Source organism: Lacrimispora sp. 38-1, assembly GCF_049890855.1.
Classification (GTDB): Bacteria; Bacillota; Clostridia; order Lachnospirales; family Lachnospiraceae; genus Lacrimispora.
Genome location: NZ_JBANEW010000058.1, coordinates 74,149 through 94,218, shown reverse-complemented (window position 1 = coordinate 94,218; position 20,070 = coordinate 74,149). Strand labels below are relative to the sequence as shown.

The window sequence follows — 20,070 nt, the reverse complement described above, 5'->3', positions numbered from 1 at the left end:
AAAAACATTGCCCAGAAGAGGAGAAATATCATGTCAGAGAAAGCAACTTTATCTGCCAAAGATGAAAAATTCCGTAATTTTGCACTGCATGACAATATGTGGAAGGTGGTTCTCTATGTCGGAACACCGTTAGCACTCTATCAAAGCTTAAATCAGCTTTTTAAAATATTTGACTCCATGATGGCTGCCCATATCAGCGCTTCTTCCGTTTCTGCAGTCGCCTATCTTTCCCAGATCAACTTAACGCTGTCCGCTCTGGGAGGAGGACTTGCCATTGGATCCAGTTTAAAAATCAGTGAAGCTTACGGTGCAGGAGATTTTAATCTCGTAAAAAAACGGGTGAGCAGCCTTTTTGCCATGTGCGGTTTATTGGGGGCGGCAATTCTTCTTGTTCTCATGCCAGCTGCTCCCCAGTTTCTTAAATTTGCCAAAACGCCGGACAGTTTTATTGCAGAAGGCACCCAGTATTTCCGTCTGGAGCTGATCGGTATGGTCATCAGTTTTTTTAATAACGTCTATATTGCCATCGAAAGAGCCAGAGGAAATTCCCGCAGAATCCTGCACTTAAACATGGGTGTTATTGTCATTAAACTTTCTTTAACAGCTCTGTTCGTTTATGTGATGGGGGCCGGAATCAACATGATCTCCGTTGCAACAATCATCTCCCAGATTTTTATCCTGGCTGCTGCAGTTAAAAACTTAAACCAGAAGGACAATGCATTTGGCTGCTCCTTACACAGCATCAGTTTAAAATCTGCTGTAATTGCGCCGATGATCACCCTGTCCATACCGGTTATTATTGAGAAAATTGCCTTTTCCCTTGGAAAAGTAGTCATTAATTCCATGAGCACGATTTACAGTGCGCTGACTGTTGGTGCCCTTGGAATCTCCAATAATATCGGCGGTATCACTACGATGCCTCAAAATGGTTTTCAGGAGGGCGGGTCTGCCATCATCAGTCAGAATATGGGAGCCGGTAAGCCCGGCCGTGCCATGAAGGCATTCGGCTGTATCCTCGTGATCAATGTTTTTCTGGGGGCCGTCCTCATGTCTTTATCCCTGCTGTTTTTAGGACAGATCAGCAGGCTTTTTGCAGGCGAAAACAGGGAATTCGCTGATATGATCGCATCGATTTACCGTTATGAAGCCTATGGCGCCATTCCTCTGGGAATAAATTCATCCGTTCTTGCACTGCTGTACGGATTCGGCAGAACAAAAATCACCCTGACCATCAATTTCTGCCGGGTATTCGTATTTCGCATTCCGGTTCTGTGGTATCTGCAGAACTATACACAGATGGGAAGTACCAGTGTTGGTGTAGTCATGGCTGTCAGCAATATCTGCACCGGATTATTTGCTCTGGTCATCGGTATTATCGAAATCCGCAGAGTCTGCCTTCAGTATCATATTACAAACAGCATTTTCCCTGTTTTAAAGAGAAGGCCACAGCCAAAAGCTGATTCATAACTGACAAAAAACAGGGTGCCATCCTCCGGCCTTACGGCATTGGACAGCACCCTGCTTTTTTATTCCCATAATATGACTTCACCCAAAGCCAGCGATTCAGGAACCTTTATAATTCTCTGGTTGGAAGATCCTTTAAACCGAAGTTTTAAATCCTTTTCCTCTTCTACAAATTTACCATCTACCAAAACATCCAGGCAGGCTAATATCCGGCGGGTCTGGGGAACGCTGTCAGCCATATCTCCCAGTATATCTTTTTCAAAATCAAATCCCGTATAACACCAGATGGTTTTGTCAGGAAACCGGCGACGGACGTCTTCCACAAGATGCAGAATTCCTTTCTGGTTTTCGGGATGCATGGGCTCCCCTCCAAGAAGGGTAAGCCCTGCAATATAGCTGTGACTGAGATATCCGGTTATCAGCTCCTCCGTATTCTTCGTGAACTCTTCTCCGTAGTGAAAATCCCACGCTTCTGCATTAAAGCAGCCCTTACAGTAATGGGTGCATCCGCTGACAAACAGGGATACTCTCACACCTGGTCCGTTGGCTACATCGGTGGGTTTTATTGCTGCATAATACATGGCTGCCTCCTAAAGATGCAGTACTCTGGATTTAATTTCTTTTGTCTTACCTGTATTCCAGAAATTTTCTCCTAAATAACCGCAGGTTCTTCTGGTTACATTCATACGGTTTTTATCTTTATTATGGCACTGCGGACATTCCCACTCCATATTGTCATTAATTATAATTTCACCGTCAAATCCGCATACCTGGCAGTAGTCAGACTTTGTATTAAATTCTGCATACTGAATGTTGTCATAGATAAATTTAACTACATCTTCCATTGCCTGTAAATTATGCTTCATATTGGGAACTTCCACATAAGAAATGGCTCCTCCGGAAGAAATCTTCTGGAACTGGCTCTCAAAGTTAAATTTGGTAAAGGCATCAATATGTTCTCTGACATCCACATGATAGGAATTGGTATAATAACCCTTATCCGTTACATCAGGAATGCTGCCAAAGCGCTCTCTGTCGATCTTTGCAAAGCGGTAGCACAGGGATTCTGCCGGAGTCCCGTACAGTCCAAAGCCAAGACCTGTCTCTTCCTTCCACTTGTCTACCACCTGCCTCATGTGATTCATAACACGAAGGGCAAACTCCTCTCCTTCGGGAGTGGTATGGCTGACCCCTTTCATGAGTCTGGTTGTTTCATAGAGACCGATATATCCCAATGAAATTGTGGAATATCCGCCGTGAAGCAGAGCATCGATGGTCTCTCCCTTTTTCAGCCTTGCAATGGCTCCGTACTGCCAGTGAATCGGGCTTACGTCAGACAGGGTTCCTTCCAGTGATTTATGCCTGCACATCAGAGCTTCAAAGCAAAGATTTAACCGTTCGTCCAAAAGGCTCCAGAACGTTTCCTCATCGCCCTTTGCAATAATTCCGATCTGAGGAAGGTTTAAGCTTACCACTCCCTGATTAAATCTTCCCTCGAACTTATAGTCTCCGTTCTCATCCTTCCAGGTGGAGAGAAAGCTGCGGCATCCCATACAGCTGAATACATTGCCCTCATAATTTTCCCGCATCTTTTTTGCTGAAATATAATCCGGATACATGCGTTTGGAGGAGCACTTAACTGCAAGTTTTGTTATATAATCATATCTTCCGCCCTTTAAGCAGTTGTTCTCATCAAGAACATAGATCAGCTTTGGAAATGCAGGCGTTACATAGACGCCGGATTCATTCTTAATGCCTTCCAGTCTCTGACGGAGAACCTCTTCCACAATCATGGCATTTTCTTCAATATATTCATCCTGATCGTCCAGGCATAAAAACAGCGTAACAAAGGGTGCCTGGCCATTGGTCGTCATCAGCGTATTGATCTGATACTGAATGGTCTGGACACCAGACTTCAATTCATCCCTTAAACGAATGGAAGCCATCTTCTCTATCATCTCTTCCGATACGGTATCGCCGAACTCTTCTCTGATCTGCTTATGAAATTTAGTGCTGCTTTTTCTTAAATATTTTCCCAGATGGCGGATGTCTACAGACTGGCCTCCGTACTGATTGCTGGCAACCGCCGCAATGATCTGGGTCATAACAGTACAGGCTACCTGGAAGCTCCTGGGGCTTTCAATCATCTTCTCATTCATCACGGTGCCATGATCCAGCATGTCCCCGATGTTGATCAGACAGCAGTTAAAAATCGGCTGCACAAAATAATCCGCATCATGAAAATGAATGGCACCCTGTTCATGGGCAAGAGAGATCCTCTCCGGCAGAAGCATTCTCTTTGTTAAGTCCCTGGAAACCTCTCCTGCAATATAATCTCTCTGGGTGGATGCAAGAATGGTATTCTTATTGGAGTTTTCCTCTGCCAGTTCTTTATTCTCATTCTTAATCAGCTTTAAAATGGATTCATCCGTTGTGTTGGCTTTGCGAAGCAGAGCCCTCTGGTAACGGTAAATGATATACTTTTTAGATAATGTATATTTGTTGTTATTTACAAGTCCGCTTTCAATCATGTCCTGAATGGTTTCCACATTCATCACGTCTTCTGAACGGCTCTCCACATCATCTAAAATGGCATCAATCATGTCCTCATCAGCCTGCTCAGCAAGATCCACCTCAGCATTGGCCTTGCGAATCGCCTTGACGATCTTATCTCTGTCATACTCCACAATTCTGCCGTCGCGCTTTTGTACTTTTATCATTTCTGTCACCCTAACCTGTTCAATATTTTGTATGTCAATTTAAATCTTCACTACATATAGTGCTTTTTAATTATACACTACCCAGCAAAAATGTAAAGGAGATTTTTGGAATTTTATCGGATAAAGTTAGTCCAGACTTTTTCTTCTTTTTCGGGAAGACTGATTCCTGCTGCCTTTCCGGCCTCAATACATTTTAAAAGCCATGCCATGTTTTTTCCCAGAGTCCTCATTGTGTAAAGCCCTTCCAGATCCTGCTCCACATCCTGCGGAGTTCTGCCATGTACCATATTCCAATAGGAGGAGGAAACCAGGGGCATCTGGGCAATGGTAAAATACTTATTTAAGGCATCAAGGGTGGCCGTAGTACCCGCTCTCCGTGCAGATGCTATGGCTGCTCCCGGCTTATGGGCAAAATTACTACCCCCTGCATAAAAGAGACGGTCAAGGAACGAAAACAGCGCTCCATTGGCAGACGCATAATAAACCGGCGAACCCACAATGAGACCATCTGCCTGTTTCATCTTTTCAATAAACTCATTTACCGGATCATCCTCAAATACACAGGCTCCCTTTTCCCTGCATGTTCCGCATGCGATACATCCATGAATGGCTTTATTTCCCAAATGAACCAGTTCTGTATCGATTCCCTCTGCTTTTAATGACCCTGCCACTTCAAGAAGGGCTCTGTTGGTGCAGCCCTCTTTATGAGGACTTCCGTTTAACAGCAATACTTTCATGACATTCCTATCCTTTCTTTAATCCAGAAGCCCCAGCAAATCTTCCTTCGTCAGATTGCTCAGGGAAACTGTACCCTCTGTTATAATCTGCTCTGCCAGATCTTTTTTTGATTCCTGAAGCTTTAAAATATTTTCTTCAATGGTACCCTTGGTGATTAACTTAAATACAGTCACCTGTTTATCCTGTCCGATTCTGTGAGCCCGGTCTGTAGCCTGATTCTGAGCTGCAACATTCCACCATGGGTCAAAATGAATTACCATATCTGCTGCGGTTAAATTGAGACCGGTTCCCCCGGCTTTTAAGGATATAAGAAACAACGGTATCTCATCTTTTTTAAAGGAATTGACCATATGAAGCCTCTCTTCCTTAGGAGTACCCCCGGTCAGCATATAGTAAGCAATACCTTCCCCTTTCAGCCTGTTTCCGATAATTTCCAGCATTGAGGTGAACTGGGAAAACAACAGGATCTTATGTCCTCCCTCCACACCATTTTTAATCAAGTCAACGCAGGTCTCAAGTTTTGCAGAATCTCCCCTGTAATTTTCGTAGCATAAATGGGGGTCACAGCAGATCTGGCGCAGCTTTGTAAGTTCTGCCAGTATCTGGATGCTGTCTCTTCCGGTTCTGTCCTCTCTGCTTTCCAGTTCTGTCTTTAAGCGGTACGCATTGGCCATATATAAATCCTTTTGCTCTTTGTCAAAAGCGGAGTATACCACTGTTTCCAGTTTGTCCGGCAGTTCCTTTAATACATCTTTTTTCAGTCTTCTTAAAATAAACGGGCCGATCAGGCGGTGAAGGCTTTCCAATACCCATTGCTCCTGATTCTTTACAATGGGCATCTCATATTCTTTTTTAAACTTCTGATAATGGAAAAGAAAACCCGGCATCAGAAAATCAAAAATACTCCAAAGCTCAGAAAGGCGGTTTTCTATGGGTGTTCCTGTCAATGCAAACCTGCAGACAGCATCAACCGATTTAACGGCTTTGGCACTCTGCGTGGATGCATTCTTGATGTACTGGGCTTCATCAATGATCTGAAAACGGAATGTTCTGCCTTCATAAAGGTCTGCATCTCTTTTCAGCAGATCGTAGGAAGTGACGACAACACAGCCGTTCTCCAGATTCTTTAACTGTTCTTCTCTCTCTGCCGCCGTACCTGTGACTGTTTTCACATTTAAAACCGGTGCAAACAGATGAATCTCATTCTCCCAGTTATAGACAAGGGAAGCCGGGCAGACCACAAGAAAGCTGGCATCCGGATTATTCTGGGCTTCGTCAAGAATTAAGGCGATGACCTGAATGGTCTTGCCAAGTCCCATATCATCCGCAAGAATTCCGCCGAATCCATATTTATCAAGAGTCTTAAGCCAGCGGAATCCAGTCTTCTGGTATCCTCTGAGTACAGACCTTAAAGACAGGGGTATCTCGAAATCGCTGTCCTCTATGGATTTCATCCCACGTACAACCGCTTTGTACAACTGATCCCTGTATAATGTTATGCCGCTTTCTTCTTTAAAAAGACCATCGAGATAAAGAGCTCTGTATTTGGGCAGACGGATATTTTTGTTCTCCATCTCATCCGGATTCATCCCAAGTCCCTCAACCAGCTTTGCGATGGTAATCAGACCGTTATCCTCAAGATTCACAAATTCCCCGCTTCTTAGCCGGTAATATTTCTTTTTTCTGCTGTATTCGGATAAAAGCCTGGCTAAATCCTGACCGGTTAATTCGCCTGCATCCACATTGAGCTCAAGCCAGTTTCCCGTACTTTTTACACCGACAGAAATTTTAGGCGGAGGAAGCACCTTTAATTTTTTAAATGACTCGGAAAAATAAACCTCTCCCACAGCCATAAATTCTCTTACCCCTTCTGTCAGAAGGCGGTATACCGCTTCCTCGTCATCCTTAATTGCCGGATAGTCCGATTCATATTCCCTGTATTTAAAATATCTGGTGATCAGCTGGCTGATACGGAATTCCCCCGGAACATCCCTGCATACGGTTCGGGGCAGCCTTTCATCCTCAACAGGCTGAAAGGAATAGCTTCCATAGGAAAGAGTAGGCCGCAGGACCAGCTTATTGAAACCATCGGAATCAAAATCAAACCTGGCTTTTAATTCTTCCGGTTTAAAAGACTCCAGATTAAGACTGCCTGAATCAATGGTACAGTAATCGGCAATGCGTTTTAACACACGTTCATAAAAAAGGGGCATATCCTTGTTATTAATTACCGTCTGATAATCCATACCATAGCCGCTCATCATCTGGCTCAAAAAAACTCCAAGTGTTTCGCTGCAGGGCTGGTCGCAGCAATAAAGGCGCTTTAAATCGCCAATATAGAGATGGGTCTCCCCCTTCAGCACCAGAAGATTTTTATCGATGGATACACGGACTCCGTCTCTTCCTTCACGGGCCGCCCCCACAGTCAGATCCGGATTACGCCAGGAGATCTCCAGCCGTCTTTTCTCTCCCCTGTGATCCTCAAACTCCAGAGTATTCCCTTTCATAATCTGGAAGAACCTGTCTCTGGCTGTTTTGCTCAGATTTAAATACCGCATCACGGGACGTGCAGAAAAGGAGCTTTTCTGCATCTGCTCATGCTGCTCACAATAGGAATTGATAACTTCCAGCATAAAATCCAGCAGCGGCCGGCTTTCCTTCACAAAAACAGACCGGTTATGGTAAAAAGCCAGATTTTTCCCATATTCCACATAAGTTCCATGATCCATGGCATCTGCAAAGGCAGCTAAATCCTTAACAAGGTAAAGACGGTCTCTGCCCAGCTTTACTTCCAGCTTCACCTCTCTGCGGTTTACCAGCACCGATACCGAAAGATAAATCTGTTCTTCCTGGCCTTCACTCATAATTCTGGCAACTTCCCCGTTGGTATACTCGCGGATCATGGCTCTCACCTGGGCAGAAGTAATCACCGTTTTACCCTGATTGCCTGCTTCCTGTTCCTCATAAGCCTTAAAAAGGGCCTGACAGTGAGCGCACATCCCCCGGTAGGAGTTTCCCTGGGCGCAGGAACAAGAGTAGTCAAAAACCTGACTACCCTTGAGATGAAGACTTGCTCTATATTCTTTTCCCTGATCTTCCACCAATGCCTTAACTCCTGTTTCGCCCTTCCAAAAAGCATTGGCAGTTATCTGTGATACTTTCATAACCCCTCACATCCGTTCACTTTTACATTCGTTCCGGTGCCTCAATACCCAAAACTCCGATGCAGCCGTTCAACACATCCTTTGCCAGGCGGAGGAGTCCGATCCATGAGGCCTGCTGTTCTTTGTTCTCTTCCGAAATGATCTTTGTCTCATGGTAGAAGCGGTTAAATGCATTAGCTAATTCGTAGACATACTGGCATATCTTATGAGGAGCCAGCTCCAGAAAAGCACTTTCTGTCACTTCATTATACTTAGACAGCTGGAGCATTAAATCCTTTTCTGCATCTGAGGAAGCAGGAAGTATGGTTTCCGCTCCCTGGTATTTGTCCTCCAAAGTCTGGTACTTCGCCAGAATAGACTTAATACGTACAATGGTATAAAGGATGTAGGGGCCTGTGTTTCCTTCAAAGGACACGAACCGGTCCATATCAAAAATATAATCTTTCGCTGCCTGATTGGAGAGATCTCCATATTTTAAAGCAGCCATTCCAACAATTTTAGAAGTTTCTCTGGCTTCGTCTTCCGAAACGGAACGATTCTCCATAATCTTTTCATAGGCGGCCTGGCTGATGTCAGAAATAAGGGTTTCCAGACGCAGTACTCCGCCATCTCTTGTTTTAAACGGCTTTCCGTCTTTCCCGTTCATGGTTCCAAAGGCAAGATGTGACATTTTTTTATCAGCACTTACAAAACCGGCTTTTTTCGCCACACGGAATACCTGAACAAAATGGAGCTCCTGGCGTTTGTCTGTTACATATATATACCAGTCCGGTCTGATATCTTTTTCTCTTTCAATGATGGTCCCTAAATCGGAGGTGGAATAAAGAGCTGCTCCGTCAGATTTTCTTATAATACAAGGAGGCAGTTCCTTGGAATCTCCTTCCGAAGCGATATCCACCACTAAGGCTCCCTGACTCTCATAGGCAAGTCCTTTATCTGTCAGTTCTTTAATCACTTCCGGAATATAAGGTTCTGCATCACTTTCTCCCTTCCATAATTCAAAGGTGACGTTAAGACTGCCGTAATTCATCTTTAAATCAGCAACGGAAACGTGGATAATGTGTTCCCAGATGGCACGGTAAGGGCGATATCCGTTCTGCAGTTTTAAGGTTGCATCATGAGCTCTTTTGCTGAATGCTTCGTCCTCTTTGGATTTTAAACTGGCTGCAGGGTAAATCTCCTCTAATTCTCCGATGGTAAAAGGGGCTTCTTTTGGATAATCTCCTTCAAATGACTCATCAAAATAAGGAAGTTCCGGCTTTCTGTCCTTTAATTCTTCTATAATCAGACCCATCTGAAGACCCCAGTCTCCCAGATGTACATCACCGATCATATTATGTCCAAGGAAACGTCCCATGCGCTTTAAGCTCTCTCCGATGACTGCAGAGCGGAGGTGTCCCACATGAAGGGGTTTTGCCACATTGGCACCGCCGTAATCCACAACGATGGTCATGGGTTGTTTCGCCATGTCACAGCCGCACCGGTCGTCTCCTGCCATTCCATTCATATATTCTGCCAGATAACCGGCATCAATTTTTAAATTAATAAATCCAGGCATCACAACATCCACAGAAGCGAAAACGTGACTTCCGGCAAGTTTTGACACCACTTCCGATGCGATATCAAACGGTTTCTTTTTATAAGCTTTGGCTGCCGCCATGGCTCCGTTGCACTGGTACTCGCAAAGATCCGGACGGTTGGATAAAGTCACCTTTGCATAAATTTCATCGTATCCGCAGTCTGCAAAAGCTGTCTTAATCTCTGCCGTAATTAAATCAAGAATCTTCTCCATCGGTTTTATGATCTCCTTTTTCTATTCCAGAAATTTCTAAGCTAAATAACAATTATATTACAACTGCCTGAAAAAATCAAATCATTTAAGACAGAAAGAAAAAAAGACCGGATCTCCCGGCCCTTTTTAACTGATTAAACTCTGGACAGGTATTCACCTGTACGTGTATCAATCTTAATCTTATCACCCTGTTCAACAAATAAAGGTACATAAACCACTGCGCCGGTTTCCACGGTAGCCGGTTTGGTTGCTCCCTGAGCAGTATCACCCTTGAATCCTGGCTCTGTATCAGTAATAACCAGTTCCACAAATAACGGAGGCTCTATAGAGTATACCTTACCATTGTAAGAGCATACCTTTACTGTATCATTCTCTTTCACAAACTTTAATGCATCTCCGACGACATCATCGCTTAATGCAACCTGTTCATAACTGCTGGTATCCATAAAGTTATGAAGGTCTCCATCTGCATACAGATACTGCATGTCTACTCTGTCGATTCTTGCCTGGGGAAACTTCTCTGTCGGGCGGAATGTGCGCTCTACAACGCCGCCGTTTACCACATCTTTAATCTTAGTTCTTACGAAAGCAGCACCTTTACCAGGTTTTACGTGCTGAAACTCCATAATCTGATATACAGTACCATCGATCTCCAATGTGATACCGTTTCTAAAATCACCCGCTGATATCATAAATGATATTCCTCCTTGAATTCACTTCTTAACCTTTTATATTCTATACTAAAATAAATTCATTTTCAACCGTTTTTTGCAAATATCTCCTTTTTTCTTTGTACCAGATCAATTATTTATGATCAAAAAAGATATCTGCCTGTCCATGAAAACGACCCTCTTCTCTGATATTATAACCGAAAAAATCAAATATACCCACCGCCGGTCAGCTGCGCTTTCCATATCTGTTTTTTTTATTCTTGTGGTAATAATGCAGAACAACAGACTCCAGGGCCCGCTTCATTCTGATCTGAATTTCCTCTTTGGGATGAATCCGTCTCACAAAAATGCTGTGAATTCCTGCTCTCTTTGCACCGAACACATCGGTAAAAAGCTGGTCACCTACGAAAATCGTATTGGACGAATCAGTTCCCATAAGCCTCATAGCCTGCTGATACCCTCTGATTCCCGGCTTTCTTCCTTTATAAATGTACTTAAGGCTCCCTGCATCCCGGGCAAATGATGAAACTCTCGGTTCCTTGTTATTGGACAAAAGACAGGTTTCCATCCCAAGTTCATGAAGGGCGGAAAACAGTTTTTTTGACCGGTTATCTGCCTGTGCCCCATGGGGGACAAGCGTATTATCAATATCAAAAATTACACCCCTGATTCCTTTTTTATAAAATTCCTCAAAAGGTATTTCGTACGTGGAATTTACGTCTTCATCTGGATAAAATTTCTGAAACATGGCTCTCCTACTTCTTTAATAATTTTCCTATCTCTTCCATAAAGGTATTTACATCCTTGAATTCCCTGTATACGGAAGCGAACCGCACATATGCCACCTCATCCACTTCCTGAAGTTTTTTCATAACAAGCTCTCCGATGACGGTGCTCTCCACTTCTTTCTCCTCCCGGTTAAAAACCTGGGTTTCAATCTCATCTACCATGGCAGCGATCTGCTGAGAAGAAACCGGCCTTTTGTGGCAGGAGTGAAGAATTCCTGATTCAATCTTGGATCGGTCATAAACCTCTCTGGAATTATCTTTTTTTATAACCATAAGCGGCATGGTTTCCAGCTTTTCATAAGTGGTAAACCGCTTCCCGCACTTTTCACATTGTCTGCGGCGTCTGATCGAACTGTTGTCGTCTGCCGGTCTGGAATCAATGACCTTTGTATCTGCCTCGTTGCAAAATGGACATTTCACGCCTCGGATCCTCCTGTCTTTGGGACTGTAACTATTATTATGTATATCATAACTTACAATCCACAGATTCGCAAGCCCATCTTCCATTAAATACCGCATTTTCCCGTCGCTTTTTCCAAATCCACGTTAACCAGAATAATATCAGGACCTACCTGTCTGATATCACAAAACGGGATGATATATTCTTTCTCCCGCACAAGAAAGCCGCAAAAGCATCCGGGACCTGGCACAATGATAGCCAGCAGACAGCCTGTTTCCATATCAAAATCCACGTCTCCTACAAAACCAAGACGCCTGCAGTCACAGATATTAATCACTTCTTTTTGTTTCAGATCGCAAATGCGCATAAGACACACCTCCTATAGTGTATTCTATGCGCATGCAAACACGGTGACACGATTTCAAATTAAAATTCCTGTTTCTGTAACGCTTCATAAGAAGAATCATAAAGATAACCTTCGGGATGTGAAATTTTCTCCGGCTTCAGTTCTTTATAGTATTCTGTTAATGTGGCGTACATATACGGAGTAATCCAGAGATATGCGATTCCTAAAGAAAAATAACCAAGAATTATCATTCCCATAAAACTTAAATTAATGTAAAAAAGGCTTCCCTTATTCCCTTTCATCAGCGCTGCGCTCTCTCTGATACACTGGAAAATGCCTTTATCCGGTTCCTCCACAAATATAAACATGGACTGGGACACATATAAGGATGTAATCATAATGCCGACCAAAAGTAGCAGATAAGTGATGATTAGCAGAACTATCATAACCGGAATAAAATCCGTTATAGTGGCTACTGCCAGTACTACATAATATGGAATTGACCAGACCATTATAATCAAAAATATAATAAAATTCAGGCCGATAAACTTATGCGGCTTATTTTTAAATCCAAAAAGCAGATCTGCAATCTTCGCCGGCTCATTGTCGCTGATATTTAAAAATATCTTTAACATTCCGGGTGTAAATAAGGACATCAGAACAAGCATAAGTACCGTCGCAATTACCACGACCGTTATGATGATGATATATTCTGTCATGTTGCTGCCTGCTCCGGGCATACTCTCAGTACCCAGTATCCCCGCTATTAAGGTTGCAAAAAACACCATCATAAAAATAATTGTCATAATTGCGCCTACAATTAACTGAACACCAACGCAGAGTCCATAGTTACCCTGCAATTTCTGCTTTGCACGCTTTTTCAGCTCTTTTGATGTTATCTTCAATGAAACGCACCTCCTGCAGTTAATTCATCAAGTAATCCCAATGCCACAATAAGGATTAACACAATCACTGTAAGTACCAGTGCAATTATTGAAGTAATTAAACCTGCCACTGCATTTCCTTCGAAATGATCCTCTGTCCTGGAAAGCAGGGCAAATACAATACCCAGACTGCCAAAAATAAGACCTCCATAACAGCAGCAGGAGGTCACAATGCCAATGATTCCCATAATAAGAGAGGCAAGCGCCATATTATTCTGCTTTTTCTGCTGAGGCTGCTGTGGTTGCTGTGGTTGCTGGTATACAGTGTTGTAACCTCCGTTATTCTGTTCACCGCCGGAATTTTCAAAAACAGGCTGTATCTCATTCTTCTGTGTAACAGAAGGATCATCCAAATTCATCTGATTATCCTGATCCATGAATTATCATCTCCTTTAAGTCATAATAAAGGCATTATACATTATTTTCCATTATATGTAAAATGAAGTTTTTCTTTCAATTTTATCTGATTCCTGACAAAAAAAAATGCAGCAGGGTTTTTCACTTCCCTGCTGCATAATATTTCTGACTGCCATTTACTGATTAAAATGAAGGAACAACCGCTCCGTCATAGGTATCCTCAATAAACTTTTTAACTGTATCGCTGGTTAATGCTTCTACAAGCGCTTTTGTCTTCTCGTTTGTTTCATCTCCCTTGCGGACTGCAATGATATTGCTGTAACGGGTTGCTGCTGCAGAGGATGCATCCTCAACTGCAAGTGCATCTGAAACCTTTAATCCTGCATCAATGGCATAGTTTCCATTGATAACCGCTACATCCACATCACCAAGAGAACGGGGAAGCTGAGCTGCCTCTACCTCAACAATCTTAAAGTTCTTGTCATTTTTTACAATGTCGTTCTTGGTTGCTTCCAGACCAACGCCTTCTTTCAGCTGTATAAGGCCTTTGTCAGCCAGAAGATTTAACGCTCTTGCCTCATTGGACACATCGTTTGGTACGGCAATCTGTGCGCCATCTGCGAGATCTTCCAGAGATTTGCTCTTTCCTGCATAGATTCCGTATGGCTCATAATGTATGGATCCTGCACTGACTAAATCAGTTCCCTTTTCTGCATTGAACTGATCTAAATACGGCTGATGCTGAAAGTAGTTTGCATCTAAGTCGCCGGAATCAAGTGCTACGTTTGGCTGTACGTAATCGGTATATTCCTTTACAACCAGCTCATATCCTTTTTCCTTTAAAATATCTTTTGCAGCATTTAAAATCTCTGCATGAGGAGCGGGTGTAGCTCCTACTACGATTTTCTCCAGCTTGCCTGAAGCCTCTGTCTTGCTTTCTGCTTCTGCCTTTGTCTCAGCAACCGTAGTTTCCGTTTTTGAATCTGCTGCAGCCGTGGTTGCGGGTGCTTCTTTGCTTCCTGCGCAGCCGGTCAGTGCTCCTGCCAAAAGCAGGGTTGCGGTTAAAGCATAAAAAGATTTTTTCATAATGATTTCCTCCTGAAAATTTATTTAATAACGCCTGTGGCAGTTACTATTTAATTCGCTTGTCGCTCACTCTGGAAAGCTTCATGCCTGCCTCCTGTATAACCTGGACAATCAGAACAAGGATCGCAACTGTTATAAACATCATCTGTGTCTGATACCGGTAATATCCGTATTTGATGGCAATATCACCCAGACCGCCTCCGCCTACAAAGCCTGACATGGCAGAATAGGAAAGAATGGTTGTTACGGATAAAGCTGCTCCTACTAAAAGAGAAGGCTTAGCCTCCGGCAAAAGGACCTTCCATATAATCTGCATGGCAGATGCTCCCATGGACTTGGCCGCCTCAATCACCCCTGCATCCACTTCTTTAAAAGAGGACTCCACCACTCTTGCAACATAAGGCGCAGAAGCGATCACCAGTGGCGGAATTACTGCTTTTGCCCCGAGAGTGGTTCCCACAATCGCTTTGGTAATGGGGATTACCATAATCAGAAGAATAATAAAAGGTACGGAACGAAGCAGATTAATAATCAGCCCCAGAGTTTTCTGCAGCCAGGGAATGGGGTAAATTCCATCTTTATCCATGACAATGAGAACAATTCCTAACGGAATTCCGATTAAATAAGCAAAAAAGGAAGAGGTAAATGTCATAAATAAGGTTTCCCATATTCCTAATTTCAGCATCTCTATCGTCGCAGCATCAAAGGTCATAATCCTTCACCTCCTCAAAATTAATCTTTGCAGTCTTCAAATAATTTAAAATCCGGTTCTGGTCAATCTCTTCTTCTGGCAGCTGTATCACCATCTGACCCATGGCGGTGCCTCCAATATCTCTTGTTTCTGCATGCATGATATTTACCGGCACCTTGCAGGCAAGTATCATATTGGAAAGAACCGGTTCAAAGGACGAACGTCCGTCAAAGGAAATGCGGATTCTTCTGTTATTTCCAAACCCAATTACCTGTTCCGCCGCATCTCCAAGAATCAGCTGTCTTCCGATTTTGGATTTGGGTCCGGAAAAGATGTCAGTGACGCAGCCAACTTCTGCGATATGACTCTGGTCAATGATTGCGACTCTGTCACAGATCGCTTCTATGACCGTCATCTCATGGGTGATCACCACAACGGTAACTCCCATGTTTTTATTAATTTCTTTTAAAAGCCCCAGTATGGATTTTGTCGTATTGGGATCCAGCGCACTGGTCGCCTCATCACAAAGCAGAATCTTGGGGTTTGTGGCCAGCGCTCTGGCTATGGCAACTCTCTGCTTCTGGCCTCCGGAAAGCTGGGAGGGATATGCTTTCGCCCTTTCCTTCAGGCCAACCAGCTCCAGCAGCTCCATAGCTCTTTCCACTGCTTCCTTTTTCGAAACATTGGCAATTTCCAGGGGAAAGCATACATTCTGAAGCACATTTCTCTGGGCAAGTAAATTAAACTGCTGAAAAATCATACCCATGGATTGTCTTGCCAGCCTCTGCTGCCTGGAACTCATGGCGGAAAGACTCTGGTTTTCAAAAAGCACATCACCGGATGTGGGAACCTCTAAATAATTGATACAGCGGACGAGGGTGCTTTTTCCGGCTCCGCTTAAACCGATAATTCCAAATATCTCCCCCCGTTCAATGGATAGATTGATATCATCTAATGCTTTAATGGGACCGTTTGAGGTTTGAAACTCTTTCCCCAGTCCGACCAGCTGAATAATAGGCTCTACTGACTGCATGTGTCATTTCCTTTCTTTTTATGTACAAAAAGGCCGCAAGCCATGCACAGACCTGCGACCTGAAACTTCCGCATAGCGGTTTCCAGAAAACTCCAATCACAATCTATACAAATGAATTCCTTTATCGGTTTTTTACGCATCCGGAGAAACAACACATCATCATACACATGCCGTTCATCTGATCCATATTCATCTGCATAGCTGTTAACCGTCTCATGGCAGCCGCTCCTTTCCCTAAATCCTACGGATATAGTAGGTATATCTTTATGAGGCGTATTTTACGCTCTCTTATCCGATTTGTCAATAGTTTTTTTGATATGCGAAAAACTTTACTTATGAACAGAGATCCACGATTACCTGGGCAAATATCTTTGCACTCACCAGAAGTTCATCAATCACAGCGAACTCATCGGCACCATGCATGCGGTTGTCCGTTCCCGGCAAAGAGGCTCCGAAGGCAACACCATTCTCCAATTCGTGAACATAGGTGCCTCCTCCCATGGAAACGCACTCTCCCTTTAAACCGGTATAGGATTCATATGCACTCAGCAGTGTTTTTACAAATACCGAATTTCCGTCAACGTGATGAGGCGGGCGCATGGAATCATTATGCAGGGTAAATCCCTTTTCTTCCATATTCTTTCTTACTGCCTCCAGCACATTCTCCTTTGTTGCACAGATGGGGCAGCGGCTGTCAAAGGTTCCGGAAAGGCCGGTCTCAATCACTTCCAGAAGGCTGAAAGCAAGAGTTAATCCGCCTGAGAGCTCATCGCTCATGGCAATGCCCAGGGCTTTTCCTTCTGTATCCCCGTGAGGGATCAGCTCCAAAAGACGGCCGAGCATGGTGATCTGCGGGCATTTTGCAAAAGGAAGTCTGGTTAGATAAACCAAAAGGCCGGTTAATGCATTATTACCCTCTTTGGGAGTGGAGGCATGAGCACTCTCTCCCACTGCGGTTATGTGAGCTGTATCACCCTCAAAAGCCAGCTCGTAACGAACACCGGTTTCGCTCTCGCATTCAGCGGCAATACGGCTTAATACTTCTTTATCAAAACCGGCAACTACAGCATTCGCCTTGCCCGGTACAACATTTACCTTAAGGCCTGCTTTGAGACTCACCAGCTTTGGAAGGGCATCGGACGGCTCCCAGTCTGCAGTAAAATGACCGTTCAGTCCGCCTTTTTCCGTATTCACTACAGGGAATGCCCCGTCTGGTGAAAACGTCATGGGCGCTTCCTTTTCAATGGAGTAATAATGGGCAATATCGGAACTGCCGCATTCTTCATCTGTGCCAAGAATCAGCCGCACATTCTTCTTTAAGGGAATATTTAACTCCTTCACTGCCCGCATGGCGTAAAGTGCCGCTACAGCAGGTCCCTTATCATCGGAAGTTCCTCTTCCGAATAATTTGTCTCCCTTTACAACCGGCTCAAAGGGTTCTGTCTCTTTCCAGCCCTCTCCTGCCGGCACCACATCGAGATGTGCCAGAATGTCTAGCTGGTGTTCCTTATCATTTAAATCGGCCGTTCCCACATAGTTATCATAATTGGTAATGGTAAACCCATAGGAGTCGGCCATATCAAGCGCTTCCTCCAATGCCTGAAATGCACCAGGACCGTAAGGCATTCCTTCTTTGTAAGGCATTTTCTCACTGTTGATTCTGCAGAGTCTGCAGATATCTTCAATCATCTCATCCTTATGAGAATCGATGTACTCACCAATCTCTTTCTTATACATAATTCCGCACCCCTTTCAGCTTTTATAACTATCTTTTATTTCATCATCGCTGCAAGTGTTTCATTCACTACCTTGCCGTCTGCTTTTCCTTTTACCTTAGGCATGAGCACCTTCATGATCTTTCCTTTGTCTGCAGCAGTGGGTATTTCAATTCCCAGTTCCGCCAGCACGCCGTCTATGATTGCCTTAATCTGGTCTACTCCCATGTCCTCCGGTGCGAACTCTTTATATACTGCAATCCGGAAAGAAGCTTCTTCTTTTATGTCGGTACGGTCTGCCGGTGCCTGTTCAAATGTCTCCTGAGTCTGTCTCAGTTCCTTTTTCACAACTGCATCCGCTTCTTCTTCCGTAATAGGTGTATGATCCTTCTTATCGATCTCAAAATTCTTAAGAGCGGAAAGGAGCATGGATAACGCATCTTTTCTGGGCTTATCCTTTGCCTTCATCGCTTCTACCATTGCCTGTCTTACTTCATCAATTCTACTCATTGTCTGCTGCCTCCTTGTTTTTATACATTCCCGGGACCTTTCCTTCCCAATTAGTTGTGTCCGAATTCAGAAAGTCTGAGGCCCGGATTGCGGTCCAGTACCATACCCACGCTCCAGCTGTTAACAAAAAGAAGCAGCGGGTTATCTTTTAAGTCCTTAATACGTTTCATATCGGATGTGCCCTGAATCTTTGCCACATCCACCTCAGCGCTGTTTTCTACCCAGCGGATATATTCATATGGCAGCTTTTCAAGCTTCACTTCCACGTTGTATTCATTCTCCAGACGATAGGTCAGCACCTCAAACTGAAGTTCTCCCACGACGCCTACAATGATCTCTTCCATTCCGGTATTAAACTCCTGGAAGATCTGAATGGCGCCTTCCTGGGCGATCTGATTCACACCTTTTATAAACTGCTTCCGCTTCATGGTATCAATCTGGCGCACTCTGGCAAAATGCTCCGGTGCAAAGGTAGGAATTCCTTCGAACTGGAATTTTTCGCCGGATTTGCAGAGGGTGTCTCCAATGGAGAAAATGCCGGGATCGAATACACCGATAATGTCTCCGCCGTATGCCTCTTCCACGATCTTTCTGTCCTGTGCCATCATCTGCTGAGGCTGGGATAAACGAAGTTTTTTCCCTCCCTGCACGTGATTCACTTCCATGCCGGCATCAAACTTTCCTGATACAATCCTCATGAAAGCAATCCGATCTCTGTGAGCCTTATTCATATTTGCCTGAATCTTAAAGACAAAAGCAGAAAAATCCTCGTCAAAAGGATCAATCACTCCGGTTGTTGTCAGTCTGGGAAGGGGTGAGGTGGTCATCTGAAGAAAATGCTGTAAAAATGTCTCAACACCAAAATTGGTCAGTGCAGAGCCGAAAAAAACGGGAGACAAATCTCCTCTGCTGACCCGTTCCATATCCAGTTCGTCACTGGCTCCGTCAAGAAGCTCGATCTCGTCCATCAGCTGTCTGTGGAAGGATTCCCCGATTAAAGCGTCCACCTGGTCATCGCCTAACTGAACCTCCGTGGATTCCACTTCCTTTTGACCGTTCATGGCCGCCTTAAAGGTGGTAATGGTACCCTTAAAACGGTCATAAACCCCTTTAAAATCTCTTCCGCAGCCAATGGGCCAGTTCACCGGACAGGTTCTGATACCAAGAACGGATTCAATCTCGTCCATCAGTTCAAAGGGATCTCTCGCCTCCCGGTCCATCTTATTTATAAAGGTAAAAATAGGTATATGTCTCATCACACAGACTTTAAAAAGCTTAATCGTCTGCGCTTCCACACCCTTGGAACCATCAATAACCATGACAGCAGAGTCTGCCGCCATCAAAGTACGGTACGTGTCCTCAGAGAAATCCTGGTGGCCCGGGGTGTCTAAAATATTAATGCAAAATCCGTCGTAATTAAACTGTAATACGGAGGAGGTTACGGAAATACCTCTTTCCTTTTCGATCTCCATCCAGTCGGAAACCGCATGTCTTGATGATTTTCTTCCTTTTACAGAGCCGGCTAAGTTAATGGCTCCTCCATATAGAAGAAACTTCTCTGTCAGCGTGGTCTTTCCCGCATCTGGATGGGAAATGATGGCAAATGTTCTTCTCTTCTTTATTTCTTCTGCAATATTCACAAAAATAATTC

The 20,070-nt window shown here is 44.0% G+C and carries 18 protein-coding genes; 1 reads left to right on the top strand and 17 read right to left on the bottom strand.

The window, feature by feature from the left end; all coding sequences use genetic code 11:
* The first annotated feature begins 30 nt into the window (after window positions 1-30).
* The gene (locus V7D18_RS16010; protein ID WP_426155565.1) at window positions 31-1,467 is read left to right on the top strand and encodes an MATE family efflux transporter; all 1,437 of its coding nucleotides are present in this window, start codon (window positions 31-33) and stop codon (window positions 1,465-1,467) included.
* A gap of 59 nt (window positions 1,468-1,526) precedes the next feature.
* Here the strand turns inward: V7D18_RS16010 and nrdG are convergent, their stop codons facing one another.
* From nrdG to V7D18_RS15925, 17 genes are all read right to left on the bottom strand, one after another.
* Window positions 1,527-2,045, bottom strand: coding sequence for an anaerobic ribonucleoside-triphosphate reductase activating protein (gene nrdG / locus V7D18_RS16005; protein ID WP_426155563.1), 519 nt, complete (start codon window positions 2,043-2,045; stop codon window positions 1,527-1,529).
* Window positions 2,046-2,054: 9 nt separating this feature from the next.
* On the bottom strand, window positions 2,055-4,184 hold the full coding sequence (nrdD, locus tag V7D18_RS16000) for an anaerobic ribonucleoside-triphosphate reductase (RefSeq protein WP_426155561.1): 2,130 nt from the start codon (window positions 4,182-4,184) through the stop codon (window positions 2,055-2,057).
* Window positions 4,185-4,297: 113 nt separating this feature from the next.
* On the bottom strand, window positions 4,298-4,921 hold the full coding sequence (locus tag V7D18_RS15995; protein ID WP_426155559.1) for a flavodoxin family protein: 624 nt from the start codon (window positions 4,919-4,921) through the stop codon (window positions 4,298-4,300).
* A gap of 18 nt (window positions 4,922-4,939) precedes the next feature.
* Window positions 4,940-8,086, bottom strand: a complete 3,147-nt coding sequence (locus V7D18_RS15990) for a DEAD/DEAH box helicase (RefSeq protein WP_426155557.1) — start codon at window positions 8,084-8,086, stop codon at window positions 4,940-4,942.
* 22 nt (window positions 8,087-8,108) lie between these two features.
* The gene (argS, locus tag V7D18_RS15985; protein WP_426155555.1) at window positions 8,109-9,878 is read right to left on the bottom strand and encodes an arginine--tRNA ligase; all 1,770 of its coding nucleotides are present in this window, start codon (window positions 9,876-9,878) and stop codon (window positions 8,109-8,111) included.
* Window positions 9,879-10,012: 134 nt separating this feature from the next.
* The gene (gene efp / locus V7D18_RS15980) at window positions 10,013-10,570 is read right to left on the bottom strand and encodes an elongation factor P (protein ID WP_104439369.1); all 558 of its coding nucleotides are present in this window, start codon (window positions 10,568-10,570) and stop codon (window positions 10,013-10,015) included.
* Window positions 10,571-10,775: 205 nt separating this feature from the next.
* Complete coding sequence (locus V7D18_RS15975) at window positions 10,776-11,297, bottom strand: YqeG family HAD IIIA-type phosphatase (RefSeq protein WP_426155552.1); 522 nt, start codon at window positions 11,295-11,297, stop codon at window positions 10,776-10,778.
* 7 nt (window positions 11,298-11,304) lie between these two features.
* Window positions 11,305-11,757: a transcriptional regulator NrdR gene (nrdR, locus tag V7D18_RS15970; RefSeq protein WP_104439371.1), complete on the bottom strand. Its 453-nt coding sequence runs from the start codon at window positions 11,755-11,757 to the stop codon at window positions 11,305-11,307.
* An 86-nt stretch (window positions 11,758-11,843) separates the two neighbouring features.
* On the bottom strand, window positions 11,844-12,104 hold the full coding sequence (locus tag V7D18_RS15965) for a YlmC/YmxH family sporulation protein (protein ID WP_314460075.1): 261 nt from the start codon (window positions 12,102-12,104) through the stop codon (window positions 11,844-11,846).
* A gap of 59 nt (window positions 12,105-12,163) precedes the next feature.
* Complete coding sequence (locus tag V7D18_RS15960; RefSeq protein ID WP_426155549.1) at window positions 12,164-12,988, bottom strand: DUF975 family protein; 825 nt, start codon at window positions 12,986-12,988, stop codon at window positions 12,164-12,166.
* Window positions 12,985-13,404: a hypothetical protein gene (locus V7D18_RS15955; RefSeq protein WP_426155547.1), complete on the bottom strand. Its 420-nt coding sequence runs from the start codon at window positions 13,402-13,404 to the stop codon at window positions 12,985-12,987. The genes V7D18_RS15960 and V7D18_RS15955 overlap by 4 nt, the downstream gene beginning before the upstream one ends.
* Window positions 13,405-13,567: 163 nt before the next feature.
* Window positions 13,568-14,470 carry a MetQ/NlpA family ABC transporter substrate-binding protein gene (locus tag V7D18_RS15950; RefSeq protein WP_426155546.1) on the bottom strand — a complete coding sequence of 301 codons (903 nt, stop codon included), beginning with the start codon at window positions 14,468-14,470 and terminating at the stop codon, window positions 13,568-13,570.
* Between the two features lie 46 nt (window positions 14,471-14,516).
* Entirely contained in the window at window positions 14,517-15,182 is a 666-nt protein-coding gene (locus tag V7D18_RS15945) for a methionine ABC transporter permease (RefSeq protein WP_426155545.1), read from the bottom strand.
* Window positions 15,172-16,194, bottom strand: a complete 1,023-nt coding sequence (locus tag V7D18_RS15940; protein WP_117418130.1) for a methionine ABC transporter ATP-binding protein — start codon at window positions 16,192-16,194, stop codon at window positions 15,172-15,174. Before V7D18_RS15940 ends, V7D18_RS15945 begins: the two co-directional genes overlap by 11 nt.
* 333 nt (window positions 16,195-16,527) lie before the next feature.
* On the bottom strand, window positions 16,528-17,931 hold the full coding sequence (pepV, locus tag V7D18_RS15935; RefSeq protein ID WP_426155543.1) for a dipeptidase PepV: 1,404 nt from the start codon (window positions 17,929-17,931) through the stop codon (window positions 16,528-16,530).
* A 35-nt stretch (window positions 17,932-17,966) separates the two neighbouring features.
* The gene (locus V7D18_RS15930; protein WP_426155542.1) at window positions 17,967-18,419 is read right to left on the bottom strand and encodes a GatB/YqeY domain-containing protein; all 453 of its coding nucleotides are present in this window, start codon (window positions 18,417-18,419) and stop codon (window positions 17,967-17,969) included.
* 50 nt (window positions 18,420-18,469) lie between these two features.
* Entirely contained in the window at window positions 18,470-20,059 is a 1,590-nt protein-coding gene (locus tag V7D18_RS15925; RefSeq protein WP_426155540.1) for a peptide chain release factor 3, read from the bottom strand.
* Between the last annotated feature and the right edge of the window lie 11 nt (window positions 20,060-20,070).

Excerpts from the sequence above, each read along its gene's own strand:
- V7D18_RS16010 (WP_426155565.1), top strand. The coding sequence starts at position 31 with ATGTCAGAGAAAGCAACTTTATCTGCCAAAGATGAAAAATTCCGTAAT.
- nrdG (WP_426155563.1), bottom strand. The coding sequence starts at position 2,045 with ATGTATTATGCAGCAATAAAACCCACCGATGTAGCCAACGGACCAGGT.
- nrdD (WP_426155561.1), bottom strand. The coding sequence starts at position 4,184 with ATGATAAAAGTACAAAAGCGCGACGGCAGAATTGTGGAGTATGACAGA.
- V7D18_RS15995 (WP_426155559.1), bottom strand. The coding sequence starts at position 4,921 with ATGAAAGTATTGCTGTTAAACGGAAGTCCTCATAAAGAGGGCTGCACC.
- V7D18_RS15990 (WP_426155557.1), bottom strand. The coding sequence starts at position 8,086 with ATGAAAGTATCACAGATAACTGCCAATGCTTTTTGGAAGGGCGAAACA.
- argS (WP_426155555.1), bottom strand. The coding sequence starts at position 9,878 with ATGGAGAAGATTCTTGATTTAATTACGGCAGAGATTAAGACAGCTTTT.
- efp (WP_104439369.1), bottom strand. The coding sequence starts at position 10,570 with ATGATATCAGCGGGTGATTTTAGAAACGGTATCACATTGGAGATCGAT.
- V7D18_RS15975 (WP_426155552.1), bottom strand. The coding sequence starts at position 11,297 with ATGTTTCAGAAATTTTATCCAGATGAAGACGTAAATTCCACGTACGAA.
- V7D18_RS15965 (WP_314460075.1), bottom strand. The coding sequence starts at position 12,104 with ATGCGCATTTGCGATCTGAAACAAAAAGAAGTGATTAATATCTGTGAC.
- V7D18_RS15955 (WP_426155547.1), bottom strand. The coding sequence starts at position 13,404 with ATGGATCAGGATAATCAGATGAATTTGGATGATCCTTCTGTTACACAG.
- V7D18_RS15950 (WP_426155546.1), bottom strand. The coding sequence starts at position 14,470 with ATGAAAAAATCTTTTTATGCTTTAACCGCAACCCTGCTTTTGGCAGGA.
- V7D18_RS15945 (WP_426155545.1), bottom strand. The coding sequence starts at position 15,182 with ATGACCTTTGATGCTGCGACGATAGAGATGCTGAAATTAGGAATATGG.
- V7D18_RS15940 (WP_117418130.1), bottom strand. The coding sequence starts at position 16,194 with ATGCAGTCAGTAGAGCCTATTATTCAGCTGGTCGGACTGGGGAAAGAG.
- pepV (WP_426155543.1), bottom strand. The coding sequence starts at position 17,931 with ATGTATAAGAAAGAGATTGGTGAGTACATCGATTCTCATAAGGATGAG.
- V7D18_RS15930 (WP_426155542.1), bottom strand. The coding sequence starts at position 18,419 with ATGAGTAGAATTGATGAAGTAAGACAGGCAATGGTAGAAGCGATGAAG.